Origin of the sequence: Hugenholtzia roseola DSM 9546, assembly GCF_000422585.1 — a bacterium.
Taxonomy (GTDB): Bacteria; Bacteroidota; Bacteroidia; order Cytophagales; family Bernardetiaceae; genus Hugenholtzia; species Hugenholtzia roseola.
This window is the reverse complement of sequence record NZ_AUGI01000053.1, coordinates 1-21244: the sequence shown is the minus strand read 5'-3', so window position 1 is coordinate 21244 and position 21244 is coordinate 1. Positions and strand designations below refer to the sequence as shown.

Annotated in this window: 19 protein-coding genes; 11 read left to right on the top strand and 8 right to left on the bottom strand. The window is 39.8% G+C overall.

Going from position 1 to position 21244, the window contains the following annotated elements; genetic code table 11:
* Window positions 1–37 precede the first annotated feature (37 nt).
* The 6 genes from G500_RS0106215 (at window position 38) to G500_RS22520 (ending at window position 7382) form a co-directional block, all read left to right on the top strand.
* Window positions 38–1468, top strand: a complete 1431-nt coding sequence (locus G500_RS0106215; protein WP_035756448.1) for a TolC family protein — start codon at window positions 38–40, stop codon at window positions 1466–1468.
* Window positions 1469–1897: 429 nt separating this feature from the next.
* Entirely contained in the window at window positions 1898–3190 is a 1293-nt protein-coding gene (locus tag G500_RS22535; RefSeq protein WP_051203327.1) for a WGR domain-containing protein, read from the top strand.
* A gap of 61 nt (window positions 3191–3251) precedes the next feature.
* The gene (locus G500_RS22530) at window positions 3252–3533 is read left to right on the top strand and encodes a hypothetical protein (protein WP_051203326.1); all 282 of its coding nucleotides are present in this window, start codon (window positions 3252–3254) and stop codon (window positions 3531–3533) included.
* 133 nt (window positions 3534–3666) lie between these two features.
* Window positions 3667–5331, top strand: a complete 1665-nt coding sequence (locus G500_RS0106200) for an AIPR family protein (protein ID WP_027001947.1) — start codon at window positions 3667–3669, stop codon at window positions 5329–5331.
* A gap of 89 nt (window positions 5332–5420) precedes the next feature.
* Window positions 5421–6632: a murein hydrolase activator EnvC family protein gene (locus G500_RS24845; RefSeq protein ID WP_027001946.1), complete on the top strand. Its 1212-nt coding sequence runs from the start codon at window positions 5421–5423 to the stop codon at window positions 6630–6632.
* Window positions 6633–6638: 6 nt separating this feature from the next.
* A complete protein-coding gene (locus tag G500_RS22520; protein WP_086047834.1) occupies window positions 6639–7382 on the top strand; it encodes a DsbA family oxidoreductase in 744 nt (247 codons plus the stop codon).
* 15 nt (window positions 7383–7397) lie between these two features.
* Here the strand turns inward: G500_RS22520 and G500_RS0106185 are convergent, their stop codons facing one another.
* Window positions 7398–8432 (bottom strand): LuxE/PaaK family acyltransferase, encoded by a 1035-nt coding sequence (locus G500_RS0106185; RefSeq protein ID WP_051203332.1) that lies wholly within the window; start codon window positions 8430–8432, stop codon window positions 7398–7400.
* Between the two features lie 171 nt (window positions 8433–8603).
* Here G500_RS0106185 and G500_RS0106180 point away from each other — a divergent pair, with 171 nt between their 5' ends.
* From G500_RS0106180 to G500_RS0106170, 3 genes are all read left to right on the top strand, one after another.
* Window positions 8604–9116 carry a hypothetical protein gene (locus tag G500_RS0106180; RefSeq protein WP_154657046.1) on the top strand — a complete coding sequence of 171 codons (513 nt, stop codon included), beginning with the start codon at window positions 8604–8606 and terminating at the stop codon, window positions 9114–9116.
* 123 nt (window positions 9117–9239) lie between these two features.
* Window positions 9240–9626 carry a MazG nucleotide pyrophosphohydrolase domain-containing protein gene (locus tag G500_RS0106175; RefSeq protein WP_245574465.1) on the top strand — a complete coding sequence of 129 codons (387 nt, stop codon included), beginning with the start codon at window positions 9240–9242 and terminating at the stop codon, window positions 9624–9626.
* 36 nt (window positions 9627–9662) lie between these two features.
* Complete coding sequence (locus tag G500_RS0106170; protein WP_035756454.1) at window positions 9663–10778, top strand: ABC transporter permease; 1116 nt, start codon at window positions 9663–9665, stop codon at window positions 10776–10778.
* Between the two features lie 21 nt (window positions 10779–10799).
* Here the strand turns inward: G500_RS0106170 and G500_RS0106165 are convergent, their stop codons facing one another.
* Entirely contained in the window at window positions 10800–11456 is a 657-nt protein-coding gene (locus G500_RS0106165) for an HD domain-containing protein (RefSeq protein WP_051203325.1), read from the bottom strand.
* A 4-nt stretch (window positions 11457–11460) separates the two neighbouring features.
* Entirely contained in the window at window positions 11461–12894 is a 1434-nt protein-coding gene (locus G500_RS0106160; RefSeq protein WP_027001940.1) for a DUF4403 family protein, read from the bottom strand.
* A 417-nt stretch (window positions 12895–13311) separates the two neighbouring features.
* Between G500_RS0106160 and G500_RS0106145 the strand changes: the two genes are divergently transcribed.
* Window positions 13312–14820, top strand: a complete 1509-nt coding sequence (locus G500_RS0106145; protein ID WP_027001938.1) for a hypothetical protein — start codon at window positions 13312–13314, stop codon at window positions 14818–14820.
* A gap of 100 nt (window positions 14821–14920) precedes the next feature.
* Here G500_RS0106145 and G500_RS22515 read toward each other — a convergent pair whose 3' ends face one another.
* The 3 genes from G500_RS22515 to G500_RS26435 all read right to left on the bottom strand — a co-directional run bounded on the left by G500_RS22515 (window position 14921) and on the right by G500_RS26435 (window position 17123).
* On the bottom strand, window positions 14921–16330 hold the full coding sequence (locus tag G500_RS22515) for a serine hydrolase domain-containing protein (RefSeq protein WP_161626089.1): 1410 nt from the start codon (window positions 16328–16330) through the stop codon (window positions 14921–14923).
* 217 nt (window positions 16331–16547) lie between these two features.
* Window positions 16548–16853: a hypothetical protein gene (locus tag G500_RS0106130; RefSeq protein ID WP_027001937.1), complete on the bottom strand. Its 306-nt coding sequence runs from the start codon at window positions 16851–16853 to the stop codon at window positions 16548–16550.
* Window positions 16854–16994: 141 nt separating this feature from the next.
* Window positions 16995–17123: a hypothetical protein gene (locus G500_RS26435; protein ID WP_281169313.1), complete on the bottom strand. Its 129-nt coding sequence runs from the start codon at window positions 17121–17123 to the stop codon at window positions 16995–16997.
* 91 nt (window positions 17124–17214) lie between these two features.
* Between G500_RS26435 and G500_RS0106115 the strand changes: the two genes are divergently transcribed.
* A complete protein-coding gene (locus G500_RS0106115; RefSeq protein ID WP_027001936.1) occupies window positions 17215–19602 on the top strand; it encodes a ribonucleoside-diphosphate reductase subunit alpha in 2388 nt (795 codons plus the stop codon).
* Window positions 19603–19760: 158 nt separating this feature from the next.
* Here G500_RS0106115 and G500_RS0106110 read toward each other — a convergent pair whose 3' ends face one another.
* Together G500_RS0106110 and G500_RS0106105 are read right to left on the bottom strand one after the other, a co-directional pair.
* Window positions 19761–20675: an Rpn family recombination-promoting nuclease/putative transposase gene (locus tag G500_RS0106110; protein ID WP_027001935.1), complete on the bottom strand. Its 915-nt coding sequence runs from the start codon at window positions 20673–20675 to the stop codon at window positions 19761–19763.
* A gap of 182 nt (window positions 20676–20857) precedes the next feature.
* On the bottom strand, window positions 20858–21244 hold a 387-nt coding region (locus G500_RS0106105), incomplete at its 5' end, for an Rpn family recombination-promoting nuclease/putative transposase (RefSeq protein WP_027001934.1).

The window sequence follows — 21244 nt, the reverse complement described above, 5'->3', positions numbered from 1 at the left end:
ATAGTTTTATTCTACAAATTTTATATAAATTTTCAAAATGAAAAATATAAAAAAAACGATACTCCTTTTGCTACCCTTATTTTTTTTGAATGGCTGCAAAATCCCGACTTTCGAAACCAAAGAGGCACAAACTGCCCTACCCCAGACTTTTTCTACCCAAAAAATAGCCGCACAAGCCAATATTGCCACTTTGGGGTGGAAAGATTATTTTCAAGATTCGCTTCTCATTGCCCTTATCGATACTGCCCTTAGCCACAATCAGGAACTTAATATGCGCTTGCAGGAGGTACTCATAGAGCAGAACGAAATTCAGGCACGCAAGGGCGAATACCTGCCCTTTGTTAGTTTGCGAGCAGGAGCAGGCGTAGAAAAAGAAGGGCGTTATACCCGTTTGGGGGCAGTGGAGGAAAACCTTGAAATCAAGCCCGACACGCATTTTCCCGAACCGTTGCCCAATTATATGTTTGGTTTGTATGCGTCTTGGGAGTTGGACGTTTGGAAAAAATTGCGAAACGCAAAGAAATCTGCCGCCCTTCGTTATTTGGCAAGTGTGGAAGGCAATCGCTTTTTTATCACGACGCTTATCGCCGAAATTGCCGAATCTTACTATGAACTCTTGGCTTTGGATAATTTACTAAAAATTATTGAACAAAATATCAAATTACAAGAAAACGTACTACAAGCCATCAAACTCGAAAAAGAAGCCGCTAAGGTGTCCCAACTTGCCGTTAATCGTTTTGAGGCACAGTACCTCAATACACAGAATTTGCAGTATCAGGTGCGCCAAGAAATTACGGTCATTGAAAATAAAATAAACTTTTTAATGGGACAATATCCGCAACCTATTCGCCGAAATGCCCTTGTTTTCGATACCTTGCAAGTGAGGGCGGAAGCTATCGGTGCGCCTGCCCAGCTTCTCACACAGCGTCCCGACATCAAGCAAGCCGAATTGAAGTTGGCGGCTGCAAAATTAGACGTACAAGTGGCGAAAGCCTATTTCTACCCTGCCCTTAGCCTCGATGCAGGTATTGGCATGCAAGCCTTTCAGCCTGCCTTACTTTTCAATCTCAAATCTTTGCTCTTTAATGCAGCTACTAATTTGGCAGCTCCTTTAGTCAATAGAAATGCGATTCAGGCACTCTACAAAAATGCCAATGCCAAGCAAGTGCAGGCGGTTTATTACTACGAACAGACCCTTCTCAATGCCTATCTTGAAGTCTGCAATCAGCTTGCGCAGGTAGAAAATTTTAATAAAAGTTATGAGCTAAAAAATAAAGAAGTTGATATTTTGATGCAATCTATTGGCATTTCTACCAATCTCTTTCGTGCTGCACGCGCCGACTACATGGAAGTTTTGCTTACCCAGCGCGAAGCCCTCGATGCTAAAATCGAGCTTATCGAAATCAAAAGAAAGCAGATGCAAGCAAAAGTCAATCTTTATCGCGCCTTAGGTGGAGGCTGGAATTAGTTTAGATAAAGTGTTATTTATCGCATCTTTTCAATACTTTCCGATACAAATGTAGGGACAAGGCACTGCCTTGTCCTTGTATTTAGATGATGTAAATTTTTTAAACTTAAAAATATAAAGTTTCACAGCATTTAACATACTTGTTTTAAGTTGTTATTTTTGGAAAAGCATTTCCCGAACCTCGCTGACGTAAATGTAGGGACAAGGCACTGCCTTGTCCTTGTATTTGGATAACATAATTTTTTTAAACTTAAAAGTGTAAAATTTTACAGAACTTTATATTATTATTTTTAGAAAAATATTTCCCAAACCTCGCTGACGGCTAAAAGCCTCAGCGACGGTTTTTTTTGACTTCGTACATAGCATACGACCTGCCTTGCTTTCTTTGTAGTATAATCGTTTCAGAAAACCCTCTAAACCGTTCAAGTTATGCTACAAAATCTTATCTCTAATTTTTTTGGGGCAGGTCAGAAAAAAGACGAAGCCGCCAATCGCTATAAAGTTTGCAAACTTATTATGGTTACTGATACAAATCATAATAAATTTTATGATATGAAACAAATTAGCGATAATTTTTTTGAAGTGCATTACGGCAGGGTAGGCAATAAAGCGAGTATTCGCAATTACCCGATGAGCCGTTGGGAAAGTCTTTATCGTGAAAAAGTGGGCAAAGGCTATCGCGACCAAAGTGCCTTTTTTGCCGACATCGAGCCTGAAAAAGAAGCGCGTTTTGTAGGCGTAAAAAGTGCAGATGCGCAAGATTTATTACGTCGTCTGACGCGCTATGCGGAAGCCTCCATCGACTACCATTATGCCGTTAAAGCCGACCAGGTAACGCCTCGTCAGGTGCAGGAAGCGCAGTGGCTTCTCGATGAAATTGCGGTATTGCTCTATTTGAACACAGATACAGTACGTCTCAATCGCATGGTTTTGGAATTCTATCAAATTGTACCTCGCAAAATGAACAAGGTAAAAGAACACCTTTTTGAGCCAATTCTTACACCAGAAGAACTTGAAAAAGCGCAGGATAAATTAGCCCAAGAGCAAGAAATTCTTGATGTTATGAAGGGGCAGGTGCAGATGCAGCAGCAAAAAGGGAGCAAGACAAAGGAGGGCGAAATCAAGGAAATAGACGTACTCAAACAGATGAATTTGCTTGTAGAGTTGGTGGAAGAGGAGCAGGAAATCGAGCTTATCAAATCCAAGATGGATAGCACAGGGGTTCGTTTTCTTCGCGCTTTTCGCATCTCGAATACCCAGACAGAGGAGCGTTTTGAAAGTCATTTGCGCCGCCAAAACAATCAGCACAAGGAATTATTTTGGCATGGCAGTCGAAACGAAAATTGGCTTTCTATCCTACAAAATGGCTTACAGTTGCACCCTGCCAAAGCGGTCATTACAGGTAAGATGTTTGGTTATGGGATTTATTTTGCAGATAAATTCAATAAATCTTTGAACTATACTTCTTTACGCGGCTCTTTATGGACAGGTGGCAAGTCGGATAGGGCATTTTTGGCACTTTATCAGGTGCATTTAGGCAACCCTCTGACGGTTAGGAAGCATCAGGCTTGGTGCAGCGATTTGAACTACAAAAAATTGAAGGCGAAAGGGGAAGAATACGATTCGCTTTTTGCAGAAGGGGGGGCAGACCTCATCAATAATGAATACATTGTCTATAAAGAGGAACAATGTACTATCAAATATTTAGTAGAAATTTGTTAATTTTAGTGTCTTTATTTTGATATTTTGCTATCTTGCTTCTAAACCTCTAAATCCATTTCCTATGCGTTACGTACTTTATCGTGAAATCGTCAAAGAAACTGCCGAAAACCTGATGAAGGCGCACGGCAAAACGACTACTTTGGAAGTCAAACTTGCGCTTCGAGCGGCGCATTTTATCGCTTTTCAATCCGAAGTGTCGGCTCACATGGACGCGCTGGCGGCGGAAAATGGCTGGTCTTTTCACTTCAACGGCATTTTTCGCACCTACTACCTCCCACAAGAGGCAGAACAGCAGCAGGCAAATAATATAGAAAGCGGCGATTTTTACTTCTTGTTGAACTAAAATCATCAAAAACAAAAGCAAAGTTGTTCGATAGGGCAGATTTAGGATTTGCAGAAGTTCCCAAAATTGAGTAGCTTTGCTTTTGTTCGCTTCTATCAAATAGAACGCATAAATATACATTTTAAAACTAAAAATGAGCATCAATAAACATATCATAGACCAAAGAATCACAAAGTTAGTAGAAGAAAACCCTACTTGGTTTGGTGAAACAAGTGATAGAAATAAAAAACTATCAAAAGCATTTGTCTTGCTTTCAGTAGCGAGTTATTTAGATATTGAGCTATCAGAAGCGATAGGAGTCCTCACCGAGGGGGGTAATGATGCAGGAATTGATGCACTTTATGTCGAAGATGTACTTTCAGACGAGTTTTCTGTGGTTATTTTTCAGGGTAAATACAAATTCAATTTAGAAGATGATAGTAATTTTCCTTCTAATAGCATACAAAAGGTAATAGACACGATTCGTACTATTTTTGACCCTAAAAAAAGCGTTACTAAAAATAAAGAATTAACTGCTAAAATTGCAGAAATAAATTCACTGGTTTCTGATGCCAAAATTCCAATTATCAAATGTATTTTTACCAACAACGGGCTTAAATGGAATAACGAGGGTGAGATGCACATCAAAAATGCAGATTTTCCCGAAAATCAAGTTACTTTCGAGCATTTTAATCATGATGATATTGTAAAAAAAATTACAAGTTATAAACCAATAAAGGCAACTTTACGTTTGGCGGGCTTAAGCATTGCAGAGGACTACAACTTTAAAAGAGTCATCATTGGGAAAATTGGGGTGATGGAAATAAAGGCTCTTTTTGATACGTATGGCGATAATTTGTTACAAAAAAATGTGCGAAGGTATTTAGGTTTAAATGTTAAAAACAGTGTGAATTTAGCAATTAAAGAAACCTTAAAAAGTGAAAAAAAAGAAAATTTCTATTTCTATAATAACGGTATTACTATGATTTGTAGCAAATTTAGTTATTCTGGTCTTCAGAGGCAAGATTGGGCAGTAATCGTTGAGGACTTACAAATCATCAATGGGGGACAAACTTGTAAGACCATTCAAAACACAATAGAAGCATATCCGAATCTTGATTATACAAATGTTTTTGTTTTGGTTAGACTTTATGAGTTATCTACTGATGCTCAAGATTTAATAACGGACGTAACGCTGGCTACCAACAGCCAAAGTCCCGTAGATTTGCGCGATTTAAGAGCTAACGATTTGACACAAAAAGCCTTAGAAATAGAGGTTGCAGGCTTAGGTTTTGCCTATAAAAGGGTCAGAGATACGCTTTCCATAGGCGATTTCATTTCTTCTTCGGTGGCAGCAGAGGCAGTCTTTGCCATTTGGCGCGAAAAGCCACATCTTACAAAATTTAATAAGAAAAATCTTTTTGGAAAATACTACGACCAGATATTTGGCAATCTAAATGCTGCTCAACTGATAATTGCCGTTACAATTTATAGGTATTGCGACTTAATCAGACGCAAAGAGCATTTCCTCAATCAATATCCTCATTTGCCTTATAGTCATTATTTTATTGCTATGTTAATGGGAAAACTTTTACTTAAAGAAAATAATATTGAACTAAAAAAATTAACACATACAAATTTCAAATTTATTCTTGATTATTTTAACAAAAATAACGAAAAAATATTTTATAAATCTAATCTCATTCTGACAAAGTCTTTAAATGATTATTTCAACATCGATTATACAAAAATAGAGGCAAGGCGTTTGTCTGCCGCCTTTAGAAGGGGAGAATTGATAGAATTTTTACAGCAGGTTTGAGAGCGGCAGATTTCCTTGCTTTTTGTATTGCTATTTTGTGTATCTTTGTTGCTACCCAAAGTTGAAGTAGGCAACTTAATGATACAAAAATGAAATTTTTACGACACTTGTTTTTAGTTTTTTTCTTGTTAGGTCTGATAAATTTTGCAGAAATCGCTACTTTTTCTTTGCAGGCGCAAAATAAAAATACGCGCTCTTATCTTCAACGCGAGCGCAACGCCATTTTAAGTCGTATCAACAAAACGAATCGGATTTTGGCAAGGGCGCGTCAGGATAGAAATTCCGCGCTTCAAAATTTGCACGCCATCAGTGGGCAAATCAAGCAAAGAGAGGCTCTTTTGGGCGTTTTAGAACAAGAAGCAGAATTGATAGAAGCGCAAATTTCACAAAGCGAACAAGTGGTGCAGGCTCTGGAAGACGATTTGACCGCTTTGAAAGCCGAGTATGCGAAAGTTTTGCTCATTACCTTTAAGATGAATAACCAATACGACCGTCTTGTCCTGCTTTTGGCTTCGGAAAATTTGCAGGAGCTACTGGCAAGGCTACGCTATTTTCAAAAGTATAATGAAGTTAGAAATGAACAAATTATACAAATAGAAAAACTAAAAAATCAACTATTGAGTCAGAACGCCAAATTAGCTTCACAAAGAGAAGAAAAAACAGAACTTTATGCTGTACAAGCCAAAGAAAAAATAGAATTGGAGCAGCTTAAAAAGAAACAAAGTGGTCTTATTTCACAAATTCGCAACAAAGAAAGTCAGTTATTATCAGAATTGGGAAAAGAAAAGCGCGTACTGAAAGAACTCAACGAATTGGTTAGTCAAAGTATCGGGCAGGCAGAATTTGCAGCTTCTTTGAGTGGTGAGGAAAAATTATTGGCTACTAATTTTGCCAAAAACAAGGGCAATATGATATGGCCTGTTCAGAATGGCTTTATTTCGGCGCATTTCGGGATTCAGGAATATCTGCCTACCAAAGAAAACGAGAAAAAAATAGAAATTGAAAAGTTGGGAATTGACATCAGAACTTCGCCTGCCGAGCGTGTTCGTGCGATTTTTGTTGGAAAAGTGGTAGATGTAAGCGAAATTCCCGGACGCGGTTATTTGGTCATTATTCAGCATGGCGAATATTTTACTGTTTATTCAAAACTTAAAACTGTTTCTATCAAAGCAGGCGACAAAGTCCAGACCAAACAAGAAATTGGCACTGTTGGGGCTTTCAAAAACGACCTTTACGAAATAGAGTTTCAGATTTGGCGACACCAAACCAAGCTCAATCCCGAACATTGGATAACAAAATAAAAAATTATGAACTCAAACAAGTTAAAAATCGAAATTTGGAGCGACCTCGTTTGCCCTTTTTGTTATATCGGAAAGCGCGAATTGGAAAATGCACTCGAAAGCCTCGAAAAAACGCAGGCGGTAGAAATCGAGTGGAAAAGTTTTGAGCTAATGCCAGATTTGCCTGATAATTACGATAAAAGTTCGTATCAATTTTTTGCAGAAAAGTATGGCACAAGCCTCGCGCAGGCGAAAATGGCGCATTTGCAGGTGGCACAAAGGGCAAAATCCTTAGGGCTTGACTATCAATTTGATAAGACCCAACTTGTAAAAACGCAAAAAGCGCATCAATTTTTGCATTTTGCCAAGACAAAAAATAAACAAACCCAAGCCAAAGAGCGTCTTTTTCAGGCTTTTTTTACGGAGGGGAAAAAGTTAGATGCAGAGCATACCCTTATCGCTTTGGGCAAAGAATTGGGCTTTGAGCCGACAGAAATAGAAACTATTTTTAAACAAAAATTATACTTAAAAGAAATTGAAAACGACATAGAAGAGGCGCGAAAGATAGGCGTGCGAGGCGTGCCGTTTTTTGTTTTCGAGGGAAAATATGCCGTTTCAGGGGCGCAGCCAAAAGAGGCGTTTGTGTCTGTGCTACAAAAAACATTTGAAATGTTAGCTAAAAAATCAAATGATATGGCGGCTGCTCAAACAGAAGGAAAGACCGACACGACAGGTCAGGCGGCTTGTCGAGTAGGAGATGATTGTTTGTAAAAAACAATTTTTATCTCATAAAACTAATAAATTGCAGCCCCTTACATCACTGTTATCAAACCTACCCAAAACTTCAAAAGCGTCAGGGGCTACGTCGGGGCGCATTTTGCCCAAATCTTGCGTTTCTATAAAGGCACAACTTTCTACATTGGCAAGGTCGATGACGTTGATGCCGCCTTGTGAGAGTCCCTGCTCGAAGGGGTCGTTGGGGTCGCGCAGTAGCACACGCGCCCAAGGGGGAAACTTAAAAACGCCCTCTTTTTCGGAATAACCCTGTGAAAGAAGTTCGGTCATGCCATATTCGGAATGGATTTGCGGAACGCCAAAAGCCTGCTGCAAAAGTTGATGCACCTCTTGGCGGACGCGCTCTCTGCCCCGTCCTTTCATGCCCCCCGTTTCGAAAATCAATAAATTGGGTAGGGCAGGCAGCCCCTCGGCTACCCACTGCTCGGCAAATTCCAAAAGCGCGTAGGTTACGCCAAAAAGAATTGTTTTCTCATCCTTCTCTGCACTTTTCAAAAGTGCTTGCCTAAGTGCTTGATTTTGATTTAAAAAATAACCCGATTCCTTTTTTGTATAGTTTAAAAAATCGTCTATCATCAAAATTAGAGAAGAGCCTTCGCGTTCTTGATAGGAGGGCAGCAGCGCAAAAAGTTTATATTGTTCTAAATTATTATAAAAAAGTTCAAAAATAGTTTTGCAGTTTTGTAAGTAAAATTGAGTATCGGTTACGAAATGTTGGCTTCTACTGCTGCCCGTTGTGCCACTGCTTTGAAAACACATTTCGATGGGGCGCGTGCCTGTTTGTACGTGATGGGTTTTAAAAAATGAAATTGGTAGAAAAGGAATCTGCGAAATTGCCACAATTTCGCTTATCTTTACGTCTAAATACTGTAAATACTGACGATAAACTGGGTTGTGCCTTGCCTGTTGGCGAAAAAGTTGTAAGGCGTGGTCTTCAAAATCGCAAGGTGCTAAATTGAAGAGTTCGCGCTTGAAAACAGAGCTAAAAGTTTCAAAATCAGACACTTGTGAGGGTGAAGTAGGCATACCTGCGGTTTTTATCGAGTGGTTTTTTATACAAGAGCTATGCAAAATAAACAAAAAAACAAATACGATACCCCTATGTTCTCACTGTTTTCTCGCTTCGCCTCTTTTTGGGGCAGTTCGTTTCAAAGCTCATTTCTTGGGTCTGGTCTTGCAAAATGCTTCGTGGGCGGCTTGTTTTTCTTGCTTTCGGGCTGTTTGGCAGAGCCAGATTATCCCGTAATTCCACAAATTAGATTTGAGAATGTGCAGAATATTGCAAGTAAAAGTTTTCAAAATACAGATTCTATCTCTATTACCATTTATTTTGAAGATGGCGACGGAGATTTGGGTTTGAGTCCCGCCGATTCTTTGCCGCCCTACACGCTTTTCAATGCTGATGGTTCGCCTAATCCTTTTTATTACAATTATTTTGTTGAAGTAGAAAAGCAACAACCTGATGGCTCTTTTCAGACCCTGATGTTTGGCGACCAAACCTTTACCCTCAACGGGCGTTTTCCCCCCCTCAATAGCTTGGGCAAGCCCACTGCTTTGGAGGGCGTTTTGCGTTTTAGCTTCCAACTCTTTCCTAACCCCATTACAAGCAGGGGAGATGTGCTGCGTTTTCGCGTCAAGATTGCCGACCGCGCCCTGCATACCAGCAACGAAATTACGACAGAAACGATTACAGTTGGGGAATATAACTAAATTTTTCTATTAGAAAAAAATAAAAAAGAGTTGAATACCCTTGTTGCTACTTGGCGTGAAACGCACAAGTAGCAACAAGCGCAACCTCATCATTTCAAGTATAAAACCAAAAAAAACACCAAATTGGAAGATAATCAAAAAAATCGCTTTCTGCCTAATTCCTCAAAAGAGGCACTGGAAATCCATTCAGAGGCTACGCTAACCGATTTACAGCACTATATCGCTGCACTTTGTAAAGAAAAAGGTTGGGATAAAAACTCACATTTAGAAATTTTTTTGTTACTTTCGGAAGAAGTGGGCGAATTGGCAAACGCCATTCGTAGGCACACCAACTTGCACAAAAGAGCCGAAGACGGCACTACAAAGGAGGCGACACGTGCGCTTTTGGCTTCGGAATTAGTAGATGTTTTAAATTATATTTTAGACCTCGCTAATTATTTTGAAATTGATTTGCAAAAGGCTTTTATAGAAAAAAATAAAGACAACGAAAGGCGAAACTGGCAGGCTTAAACTTTGTTTTTTATTTATTCTAAAAAAATAAAAAATATGCAAAAAACATTACATTTATTTCGTTATGCTTTTCAAAGTCTTTTAGAGCGTCCTTTTAAGTTTTTTTCGCTCGTTTTCATATATGCTTGGGTTGTGGCTTTTTATGGTTCAATTATTTTTTTTACAAGTGCTTTACAAAAACAAACGCAAGATGTACTATCTGAACTGCCCGAAATTTGGGTGCAAAAGTTACAAGGGGGGCGTTTGGTTGCGATAGAAAAGCAGTGGCAGGATAGTATTGCGCAAATTCGAGGGGTGAAAAAAGTGCAGGCGCGATATTGGGGCTATGCTTTTGATGAGGCAACGGGGGCGGTCTTTACTTTGATGGGAAAAGATAGCCTGCCTTCGCAAACGGCTTGCGTAGGAGATGGCATTTTAGCTCTCAAAGGGCTTGAAAATCAGGACTTTATCAGCCTTACGACGGCGGAAGGCAACAAAATGACGTGGAAAATAGAAACGCCTTTCAGCCCACAAACGGCAATTCTAACACAAGATTTGGTGGCTGTTCCCATTGCAGAAGCGCAAGTTTTTTTAGGACTCACGCCGCAGCAAGCCACAGATTTAGCCATTTCCATCTATAATCCTGCCGAAATAGATAACATTTCACGTAAAATAAGAACGCAATTTCCTGCCTTTCGCATCACGCAGCGCGAAGAATTGGAGGCTACCTATCAGGCACTTTTCAGTTGGCGCGGCGGCATTTTATTATATGGTTCGCTTTTAGGAATATTTGCTTTCCTAATTTTGGCTTGGGAACGCGCCGCAGGGCTTAATGCTGCCGAGCGCAGAGAAATTGGAATTTTGAAAGCCGTTGGTTGGCATATTTCCGATGTCTTGCGGCTTAAATTTTACGAAGGGGCTTTGGTTGCAATTTTGGCAACTTCTATCGGCATTTTGCTTGCCTTTGCGCATGTCTTTGCCCTAAAAGCACCCTTATTAAAGCCGCTTTTGGCGGGTTGGTCGGTTTTATATCCCTCTTTTCACCTCTATCCTGTGGTTTCTTTGGGCGATATATTAGCCATTTTTGCCCTTTCGCTTTTCCCCTATCTAACCGCAACGCTCATTCCCGCTTGGAAAGCCGCCATTACGGAGGCTGCCGAAGTGATGCGATAGTGATGCGATAGTTTCAAAAAATTACAGTTTTGATAGTTCATATTCTATGTTTTTTCGGGCTTGATTTTCATATTTTTCATAAAAAAAAGCGGTTTTGTATATTTTTTCTTGTGCTAAAAAATGAGTTAATGCCTTTTTTCTACCTCTTTTATATAAAAAATCTGGTACAATTTGGTACTCTTTCCTTATAGCTTGGGTATAAATTTGATAGCTTTCGGTTTCACTGCCCAAAATTTTCAAGTCTGCATCTAAGAAATACGCCAAATCTTCTTCTTCTTTATCCTCTTTTTGTAGTTGATGCTTTTGAGTCGCTAAAATATAATGCTTGATTTTTTCTAATTCATTATTTTTTAAATAAAACTTAAACTTTTCTAATTTTGAAAGAGCCAACTCTGCACTTTGCATTTCATTGTCTTGTTTCAAAGGCTGATAGATGGCATCATGAAAAAAGACAGAAAAATAAATAGAATTTTTATCTAAAAAAGTAATATTTTTCAGACTATTAAAAATATCGACCAAATGCACCAAGTTGTGATATGCTCTATGCTTTTCACTATATCGCCTTATGAGGTCTTCGAAAATAGCATCAAAGTCATTTTGAAGTGCGGCTTCGAGCGACAATGATACGCCAATTTCTGTCCAGATATTTTGTAATATAAAATAGTTTTCTTTTTTCATAAAATTAAAGTTTTAAGATTTTGATAGCGATTTTTCCTTTGGAAATGGCGTATAGATTGAGTGCGTCTGTGGTTAGGCGCATCTCCTGTGGGTATAGTTCAAAAGTTTGAATGTCTATTTCCACTTGTTCAGAAATTTTACCTTTTGAGAGTCCTTCTTTGATAAGAAGGGGCAATTTTTCAGTGTAAGATTGTAGCGAAAAAACGAGCATTTCCTGTACGCGCTCTTTGGCACTTTCTTTCATGAGCCACTGTGCCGTTTGCAAGATGGTTTCTTCTGTCTGCACGTCGAAGTCGAAATCTTGCACCTTAATTTGCACCGTAGCGGTATCCAGAAGCGGTCTGCCCCTAAAAAAAACATTGCCATTGACATCGCCTTCTGCGCCCAATTCAAAGACTAAAAATTTGCCCTGACCACTTACAGCGGCTTTTTTGATTTTTACTGCATAGTCGTAGTCGGGAAATTTAAGAACCGTATCTTGCACTTTTTCGCTCAAAATCTGATTGACGGTTTGATAAAAAACAATGCCTTCCACATGCAAGGCAAAACCTTCATTTTGGAGTTTTTTATTGAGGCGCAGCGCAGGAAGTGGCACGTAAGAAACGGCAGGCTTTTCACTGATGATAGTTTTTATATTGGTATGAATCTTAACGAAAATTTCTAAACAATTGCCTTCTTTACTTTGGATACTGCCGATTTTGCTGGCTTCAATTTTAGTAGGTTGATTTACTAACCAAACCTTATTTGTCTTTTTATCTAATAAAATAGGGTCTTGCAATTTTTTCCAAATATTACCTACTACCTTTTCTAATACGTTGAGTCTTTGCGCTACTTGGTCTATTTTATTTTCTAAATCTTCCTTTTTTTTGTTTAATGCTTTTTCTATGGTGGCTGCCAAACCGATTTTGATAAAACCAATTTTAAGGCTGGGTTTTTCTATCCACTCTAAGCCAATTTGTTTGGTTTTGGTTTGGAGCTTCCAATCTGAATCAATTTCTACTTCGGATTTGAATTGTAGGCGCAGGGAGAAAGACAAATCTTTTTCCGCTTTTATTTCTTTTTTAAAAATATTTTTTTTTACCTGTTTTTCTACCCAAACTTTCAATGGAACAGTATAAAACAAAACATTCTTTTTTAAATGAATTTTTATAGGCTCTATTTTGCTAACACGCAACTTCACGCCATCTTTTTCAAAGCTATCGTCGTTGATAATATCGCCTTTGATTTCCTGATTGAGGCGTTTTTCTATGTCTGCCACTTCAATCAAGATAGGAGTTGTAAGTGTCGAGGTAGGAAGCGCGAAGGGCGCGTCGGCTATAAAATCGCTATCCGCATAACTTTTGCGCTCGCCTTCCGAACAGGCATTGAGCAAAAAGAGTAGTACAAATAAAATAGTAAAGAAAACTATTTTTCTACAATAAAAAAGAGAAAATGTCATCAGATTTTGGTAGTTTTTCTTGTTAGTTTTTGGGCATGGAAAGAGAGCCTGCATCGGGCAAAAGCGAAGGAAATATAAAACTAAAAAACAAAGGCACAAAATCAAAATCGCTTTTTTTGAATTTTTCTGGATAAGACAAAAAATATAAGGGCGATTTTGGCACTTAAAGGCGTTTTTCTTCGCAAAATAGAAGCAAAGGGCGGCAAAACACTTTTTGGGAGTTGCTTTCTTGCGCTCGTTTCCATGAAAATTTGCAAACAAGGGCAAAGAATATCCGTCTCTTTTTTGGTAAGAATGATAAAAGCGTGTATCTTTACAAGGCTTATTGCCGTTCCCTATTTGCGCCCTCTGCTGCAAGAGAGCCTTTTGTTTCTCACTTTTTGCCTTTCCAAACCGTCAATTTTGTTCTAAATTGATATGAAAAAAAATACATCTCGCCTTATTATCACGACTTTTATCCTACTTTGGGCTTATTTAGGAAGTGGCTGCGTGCCGATAGAAGACCGTTTTGACCCCATTATTTCACCTTTTGCAATAGAAGATTCCTACTTTTTGAGCGATACCCTGCGTCTGCAAACCAATATCAGCGACAATGCAGGTTTGGAGCGCATCGAGGTAGAGATTCGTCCGCGTGAGAGCAATCCTGACGCTTGGCAGGAATTTTTTGTAATTGAAAATATCCGTTCTCGCCGCTATGCCCTCGATACTTTTTTTGTCGTTCCCGTAGATGCCAATTTAGACCCCTATCAGGTTTCGATTGTGGTCTATGATTTGAGCGGCAAAGTGGTGGAGGCACGCCGCAATTTTGTGATAGTGGGCGATGTGCGTGCGCCGCGTTTTTTTGAGGCGCAAATTACGAATCTGACTCGCCAAGAAGACGAAAGTTATTTAGCCTGCCGCCTAAGCCCTATCCTTTTGAGTGGCTATTTGAAAGACAACATTGGCATTTCGGAGGTACGCGCCCAGCTCGAAAATTTTCCGCCCATTGTGCGTGTGGTGCAGGGTTTGGATTCGATAAGTTTGTCTGATTTGTTTAATGATAGAATTATTATTCCCGACGTGGTAGAAAATGGCACTACTTTACAACTTCGAATACAAGCCACAGATACAGACGGCAATCTTTCTGAGCCGCTTCTTTTCGATATCTTGGTAGATTGTGATGATACCGCGCCTATTTTGGAAATAAATGAAACTCTGCCTGCGCTTGGCAGCGACAATACGGCTAATGTTGTAGAAGGCACTTCTTTTTTCATCACTGACGCAGTGGCAAATGACGTAGGAACGCTCGATAGCCTCTTTATTTTCTTTGGTAAAATTGACGCTACACCTGTTCTGATAGAAAGTCGTGCGCTTGATGTGCCAGAGGATACTTCCTTAGACCTGCAAACGCTCTTTGACGAGGAGCAGATTGAAATTCCGCTGCCCGAAAATGCGCGAGTGGGCGAGCGATACCGCCTAACGCTTTCTTTAAAGGACGAAGGAGGCAATTTTTCAGACCCCTATCACATTATCCTAATTGTTACCAAAGACCAGCCCCCTGTAATTGCTTTGAGCAATATTTTCATACAATTTCAATCGCAAATTATTCAAAATATAGAAGAATTTGACCAAGAGATTGAGATGCGCAGCAATCAGCAGGCACGCATAGAAGGCAAACTTTTAGACGATTTGGGGATTGCGCAGGTGCAAATTGATTGGGGAGTAGTAGGAAACCAAGAAAGAATTGTCAATTTGGAAGAAGCCGACCTACTTATCGGCGATGAATTGCCACAGATTATTGACTTTTCTAATGCCAATATCACAAAGGTTTTCACCCCCGAAAGCAGTCCCACAGGCGCGACCCAAAACTACCTCCTGACCCTTACCGTTACTGATAGCAAAGGGCAGGTTACGCGCCAAAGCTACCGATTTAAGGTTACGCCTTAATGGGGTTAAAAATGGGGTTTAAAGCCCTTTAAAAAGCCGTTAGTAAGTTTTTAAAAACTTACTAACGGCTTTTTTTAATCTTTTTTTGATAACTTTTTTCCTAATTTCTAATAAAACGCCCTAAAAAAAACTGCCCTGTTGCCTTTTCACTGACCCTAATGCCATACGCCCCTTGTGGTAGTGTTTGAATAGAAAGGCGCGTAAGTGCTTGTGAGGAAAAACTCTGCCAAATTTGCCCTGTGCTAAGGGAAAAAATCTCGACTTGGTAAGTTGCGTTTTTATTGGGCAGCGATATTTCGAGGTAATCTTGGCTTGGGTTAGGAAAGACCTGCAAGGGCAAATAGTTGGAATGAGGCAGAGCCGTAGGGGTATTGTTGCAAAAAACATTTTGTAGGTATTGCCAAATTTGTTCGCTAAGTGTAAAAGGAACTAAACTATTATCGGGTGCGTCGCCCAAGCGTATCACAAGCAAATTTTGAGAGGGTACAACGTTTAGTATCTGACCATTTTTACCCAAAGCCGAGTACATATCGGCAGGCGCAGAGGGTTGAAGAAAACCATTAAAGCGATTTTGGCTTTGCGGAATCATGTAAGTTTGTTGTCCATTTAACCACCAAAGATAACCATAAGCAGGGTTTAAATTCTGTGAAGGACGAATTTGTGCCTGAAAATAAAGGCTATCAGAAAGGATAATTTCGTCCTTCCAGATGCCCTTATTAAGCATCAAAATCCCGAAACGCGCCATGCTTCTTGCGTCTGAATAATAGACATTGTTGTAGCCATTGCGGACAAAAAGACCGCGCATGCCAATTTTATTGCGTACTTTTTCGCCAAAATAACGGTTTAGATTGTTGCCCGTTGCGCCTTCAATTACACCATCTAAAAGTGTATAGGGTGCATTGTGGTATGCCCATCTTTTGCCTACTTCTTCTTTGTAAATCAGGCAGTTAGATTCGGTACAGAAAGGGTCTGATACGCCATCATCTAAGCCCGAAGTCATGGTTAGTTGATGCCAAATCGTGATATTATTTTCTTTGTCGGAAGGTAGGCTTGTCCAGCCTGTGCCTAAGTACTGTGAGCTTGCATCTTCTAAGTTTAAATAGCCCTCCGAAGCGGCTATCCCTACGGTAAAGGCGGTCAGCGTCTTGCCTGCGGAAGCCCAATACCAAGGGTCTGTTTGCGAAAAATTGTTCATGTAAGATTCTACCACAATTTTACCATCTTTGACTATCAAAAAGGCTTTTGTGTTGTTGCTTTCCAGAAAAGTAAGCAGTGAGTCGAGTGCAGGACGACACCAGCCCAAAGAGTCGAAGTTGAGCCGCTCCCAAGTGTCGCTATCGTTAGGGGGGAAGTAGAGATTTTGCGCCACAAGCGAGGTAGAAGGCAGAAAAAAGACGTTTCCGACTGAAAAAGAGAAACCAAAAATTAAACCAAAAATAATATTTGTTATTAGATTTGATTTTTCTTTTTGTCTTGTGTAAAATGAGAAAGTACAAATTTTAGTTTTCATATTCATTAGAAAAAAGAGATAAAAGAGAAATAAATGAGAGAAAATAAAGAAAAAACAGAGAAAAAAATAGACAATAAAACAGAGAAAAAAACGAAGTTTTACAATGAAATAAAAACAAACGCGCCCTTTAATTTGCGCCTACTGCTTAGACCTCCTTTTCTTAAAAAGGTTTAAGGCACGCCATTTTTTTTTGCAAGCCTGCAAACAAAAGAAGCCCTTATCTGCGTTTGTTAGGAAAACGGATTTCTAAAAAAATAAAAAAGTTGGGGCATGCGTGCCTCCCTTTCTGACCCGATAGGCTCTGCACCTGACAGACAAAAGATGGCACATCTTCAAGTGGCAGGTCTGCCAAATTGCCCGACTTTTGGGCAGGCTCTCTTTTTTTCGATAAACTTGACAAAACTTGAAAAGAATTATTTTGTGCCGCTAAGGGGTTCATTTCCCAAATGGTAGGCGCGTTTTTTAGGAAAATAGGCAGCGCAGCAAAGCCGTTTATGGATTTTAGAATTTCGTTTTTTGGCATGAAAATCGTAACTTCAAACCCTGAAACGGAAAGGCAAGAAAAGTGTTTTCGCGTTTCTTCTGCACCTGCAAAAGCGCGTTTGGAAAAACGTGCGACTTTCTCTGATGAAACAAAGTGAGATAGAGAAGGAAATATGAAAGATTAAGTGCTTGATTTTGAGGCTTTTATGAAAAACCATTTTAAAAAGACAATGGCTTTTTCTTCGAAGCCCACAAAAGCCAAAAGGCTTTTGTTCCAAATTTTATTACTTGTTTGTGTTGTGTGGTTCATTTTTATTTTGAAAATATTTTAAAATAAAAATGAACAAGATATAAAACCTTATATGCTTACAAAAGAAAAACCAATCGTAAATACTACCACGATGAAAGTCAGGAAACGAGATGGTCGTAGCGAAGATGTGGATATGAACAAAATCACCAAGCGCGTCCAACGCCTTTGTGATGGCTTAGACACGCGCTATATCCGTCCGCAGGAAGTTACCTACAAGGTCTTGGCAGGTCTTTATGATGGCGTGAGTACGGTGCAGCTCGATGAATTGGCAGCGGAAACGGCTGCAACGATGGCGACGCTGCACCCCGATTATGCGATTTTGGCTTCTCGTATCGCGATTTCAAATTTACACAAAGAAACCTTAGATTCTTTTTCTGATACGATTGAAGAATTGTATCAATATGTGAATCCTGAAACAGGTTTGAATGCACAGTTGATTTCAGATGAAGCCTATTTTATAGTCAAAAAATATGCGCATATTCTCAATCAAGCCGTCGATTATAGCCGAGATTACGACTACGACTATTTTGGCTTCAAGACCTTAGAGCGTTCCTACCTTCTACGCCTCAACGGAAAGGTAGTAGAACGCCCCCAACACATGCTGATGCGCGTTGCCGTGGGGATTCACTTCGAGGACATTGACTCTGTCTTGGAAACCTACCAAATGCTTTCACAGCGTTGGTTTACACACGCTACGCCTACGCTTTTCAATGCTGCCACGCCTAAGCCTCAAATGTCGTCTTGTTTTCTCTTGCAGATGCAGGAAGATAGTGTAGAGGGCATCTATGATACCTTGAAACAGTGCGCCAAGATTTCACAATCGGCAGGTGGCATTGGGCTTTCGGTGCATAACATTCGCGCAACGGGTTCTTACATTCGCGGCACCAACGGTCATTCAAACGGAATTATTCCGATGTTGCGCGTCTTTAACGATACGGCACGCTACATAGACCAAGGCGGAAATAAGCGCAAGGGTGCGTTTGCCATCTATTTAGAGCCTTGGCATGCCGACATCTTCGAGTTTTTAGACCTCAAAAAGAATCATGGCAAGGAGGAACTTCGCGCTCGCGATTTGTTCTACGCCCTCTGGATTTCTGACCTATTTATGAAACGTGTTCAGAATGATGAGCAGTGGTCTTTGTTCTGTCCTAATGAAGCCCCTCATTTGGCAGATTGCCATGGCGCAGCCTTCGAGGAACTTTATACCCGTTATGAAAGAGAGGGCAAGGCGCGTCGTACCCTGCGTGCGCAAGAGCTTTGGTTCGCCATTTTGGAGGCGCAAATCGAAACGGGAACGCCTTATATGCTCTATAAAGACCATGCGAACCACAAGTCGAACCAGCAGAATTTGGGTACGATAAAATCGTCTAACCTTTGCACCGAAATTATAGAATACACTGCACCTGACGAAGTGGCAGTGTGTAATTTGGGTTCTTTGGCACTGCCCAAGTTTGTCATTGATGGCAAATTCGACCATCAGAAACTCTATGAAGTAACCAAAGTTCTGACACGCAACCTCAATCGGGTCATTGATAGAAATTATTATCCGATAGAGGAGGCGAAAAATAGCAATATGCGCCACCGTCCTGTGGGCTTGGGCGTGCAAGGCTTGGCAGATACGTTTATTATGTTGCGTGTGCCTTTTGATAGTGCGGAGGCGGCGCGTCTCAACACTGACATCTTCGAAACCATCTACTTCGCTGCCATGACTGCTTCTTGCGAATTGGCACAGCAAGAAGGTAGTTATCCAACCTTTGCGGGGTCGCCTCTTTCGGAAGGCAAGTTTCAATTCGACCTCTGGGGAGTTAAGCCTGAAAGCGGACGTTGGAATTGGGACGATTTGCGCCAAAAAGTGGTCAAGCATGGGGTGCGAAATTCGCTTTTAGTTGCGCCCATGCCTACGGCTTCTACTTCTCAAATCTTGGGTAACAATGAGTGTATCGAGCCATATACCTCTAACATTTACGTCCGTAGGGTCTTGTCGGGTGAGTTTGTTGTGATAAATAAGCACCTCCTTCACGACCTTATCGAGCTAAAACTTTGGGACGAACAGATGAAAAATGAACTTATTTCTTCTAACGGTTCGGTACAAAATATTAAGCGTATTCCGCAGCATATCAAAGACCTCTACAAAACGGTTTGGGAAATTAGCCAGCGGACAATTATAGATATGGCTGCCGATAGGGGGGCATATATTTGTCAGAGTCAGAGTTTGAACATTCACATGCAAAATCCGACTTTGGGCAAGCTCACCTCCATGCACTTTCACGCTTGGAAACGCGGCTTGAAGACAGGCATGTACTACCTACGCACCAAAGCTGCCGCTGATGCTATCAAATTCACCGTCGATAAAGACTTTTTAGTTACTGCCACAACACAGGAGCGTTCCCAACTGCCACAGAGCGTTGGGCAGGACGCAGACCTAAGTGGAGCTTCTTGTTCTTTGGACGACCCCGATTGCATCACTTGTAGTAGTTAATGGGGCTTCTATGATACAAAATTTTTGGTTAAAAAAGGCTGCTTAGATAAGGCAGCCTTTTTTAATGACTTTGATACTTTTGAGAATTAAGTGGTTGATTATCAGTTTATTGCATTTTCTTAGTAACGTTTTATTTTTACCCAAAATAGGTACAGTTTTTACGCATTTTCGTTACGCAACGTTTCTATTTGTTCAACTGTTAATCCTGTTATTTTGGCGATGAACTTATTATCAGCTCCTTCTGAAATAGCATTTTTAGCAATCTCAACAGACCTTTTAAAATTTTCATCTTTTCTGATTTTCTCCTTCGCCTCCGCTATTCTCTTTTCCATCAGTTCCTCCTGTTGGATTTTCAAAGAAAGTGCCTCGCTCGCCTTTACGTGCAGGTAGTCCAAATAGCGATTGTACCCATAAGTTTGCTCTTGATTCAGACGCATAACATCTAAAACCTCCTTTGCCTCTGCCAAACCTTTTGCTTTAAAACTATCTTTTACTTCACTATTTTTCAAAAAATAAACCCATTCGTCCAACGTATCTTTTGCGACATCATTAAATTGATTTACTTTGATGATATAATATTCAGGAAAAATATCAGAGATATTTTGTTTGGTAAAGGTTTCTTGTTGTTTGTTTGAAAGTTGTAGCAAGTCTTTTTCGTGCAGACCTTGAAAATTAGTTGTGCCTTTATAGACATAATCTTTACCTTGTCCTAAATCAAAATAAACGATATTTACAGAAATTACCTTTTTAATTTCCGAATAAGACTGTCCTAAACTCAAATTTTCAGTCAAAGCCTTAGAAGCCCCATACGCCATGCGGTGGAAATAATCAATCTCATACGTATTTTGAATTTCTACGATAACAAGCTCATTTTTAGCGTTTTGCACCAAAATATCGACGCGATTGTACTTATCTTGTTCGGTTTCCTGATTGCCCTCACTTTCCAAAATCTTTTCAATTTTGATGTCCTCAAAAAGCAGTTCAGATAGGAAACCTTCCAACACAACAAAATTAGCCTTATTGCGAAGGAGTTTTTTCACTGCCCAATCGAAGCGGATTAGTCTTTTGCTCATGGTTTTCTGTTTTTCACAAAGATACGAAAAAAGAAAAAGCAAGTTCCAAAAGTGGGAGCTTGCTTTTTGGGATTGCCTTATGCACAAAGTTTATAGAAAGTACAAAAGCCTAAATTATGCACATTAGCTCGCCTTTTGGCTTCGCCGACTTTCAGTTCGCAAACATAATATTAGACACAGTTTCACTCTGTTTTGCTACGTAGTGCTTCTATTTGTTCAACTGTTAATCCCGTATCCTCTGCAATTTCCTCGTTTGTCAAATTACGCTTAATGAGTTTTTTTGCAATTTCAATCTTATTTTCTTCTACTGCCGTTTCCATGGCTGTCTCAATAGCACTTTTCATGCCCCAATATTGAATGAGGTTTTCTTCATAAATTGCACGCTGTTCTGCACTTAAACCTGCTAATTCCGCAGTTTCGAAAGCCTTTTGAAAAATAGGCTCGTTGAGAATATTAGGAATATGGTCAAAACTTTCTAAATTTTTTAAAAAATAACACCACTTGTCAAACTTAGTTTTTAATTCATTTTCTTTTTTGTTAAACAAAGGCATTTGCAAAAACTTAAAATG

Excerpts from the sequence above, each read along its gene's own strand:
- G500_RS0106170 (WP_035756454.1), top strand. The coding sequence starts at position 9,663 with ATGCAAAAAACATTACATTTATTTCGTTATGCTTTTCAAAGTCTTTTA.
- G500_RS0106215 (WP_035756448.1), top strand. The coding sequence starts at position 38 with ATGAAAAATATAAAAAAAACGATACTCCTTTTGCTACCCTTATTTTTT.
- G500_RS0106165 (WP_051203325.1), bottom strand. The coding sequence starts at position 11,456 with ATGAAAAAAGAAAACTATTTTATATTACAAAATATCTGGACAGAAATT.
- G500_RS24845 (WP_027001946.1), top strand. The coding sequence starts at position 5,421 with ATGAAATTTTTACGACACTTGTTTTTAGTTTTTTTCTTGTTAGGTCTG.
- G500_RS0106110 (WP_027001935.1), bottom strand. The coding sequence starts at position 20,675 with ATGAGCAAAAGACTAATCCGCTTCGATTGGGCAGTGAAAAAACTCCTT.
- G500_RS22520 (WP_086047834.1), top strand. The coding sequence starts at position 6,639 with ATGAACTCAAACAAGTTAAAAATCGAAATTTGGAGCGACCTCGTTTGC.
- G500_RS22515 (WP_161626089.1), bottom strand. The coding sequence starts at position 16,330 with ATGAAAACTAAAATTTGTACTTTCTCATTTTACACAAGACAAAAAGAA.
- G500_RS22530 (WP_051203326.1), top strand. The coding sequence starts at position 3,252 with ATGCGTTACGTACTTTATCGTGAAATCGTCAAAGAAACTGCCGAAAAC.
- G500_RS0106115 (WP_027001936.1), top strand. The coding sequence starts at position 17,215 with ATGAAAGTCAGGAAACGAGATGGTCGTAGCGAAGATGTGGATATGAAC.
- G500_RS0106160 (WP_027001940.1), bottom strand. The coding sequence starts at position 12,894 with ATGACATTTTCTCTTTTTTATTGTAGAAAAATAGTTTTCTTTACTATT.
- G500_RS0106185 (WP_051203332.1), bottom strand. The coding sequence starts at position 8,432 with ATGCCTACTTCACCCTCACAAGTGTCTGATTTTGAAACTTTTAGCTCT.
- G500_RS0106130 (WP_027001937.1), bottom strand. The coding sequence starts at position 16,853 with ATGCCAAAAAACGAAATTCTAAAATCCATAAACGGCTTTGCTGCGCTG.
- G500_RS0106200 (WP_027001947.1), top strand. The coding sequence starts at position 3,667 with ATGAGCATCAATAAACATATCATAGACCAAAGAATCACAAAGTTAGTA.
- G500_RS26435 (WP_281169313.1), bottom strand. The coding sequence starts at position 17,123 with ATGAACCACACAACACAAACAAGTAATAAAATTTGGAACAAAAGCCTT.
- G500_RS0106145 (WP_027001938.1), top strand. The coding sequence starts at position 13,312 with ATGAAAAAAAATACATCTCGCCTTATTATCACGACTTTTATCCTACTT.
- G500_RS22535 (WP_051203327.1), top strand. The coding sequence starts at position 1,898 with ATGCTACAAAATCTTATCTCTAATTTTTTTGGGGCAGGTCAGAAAAAA.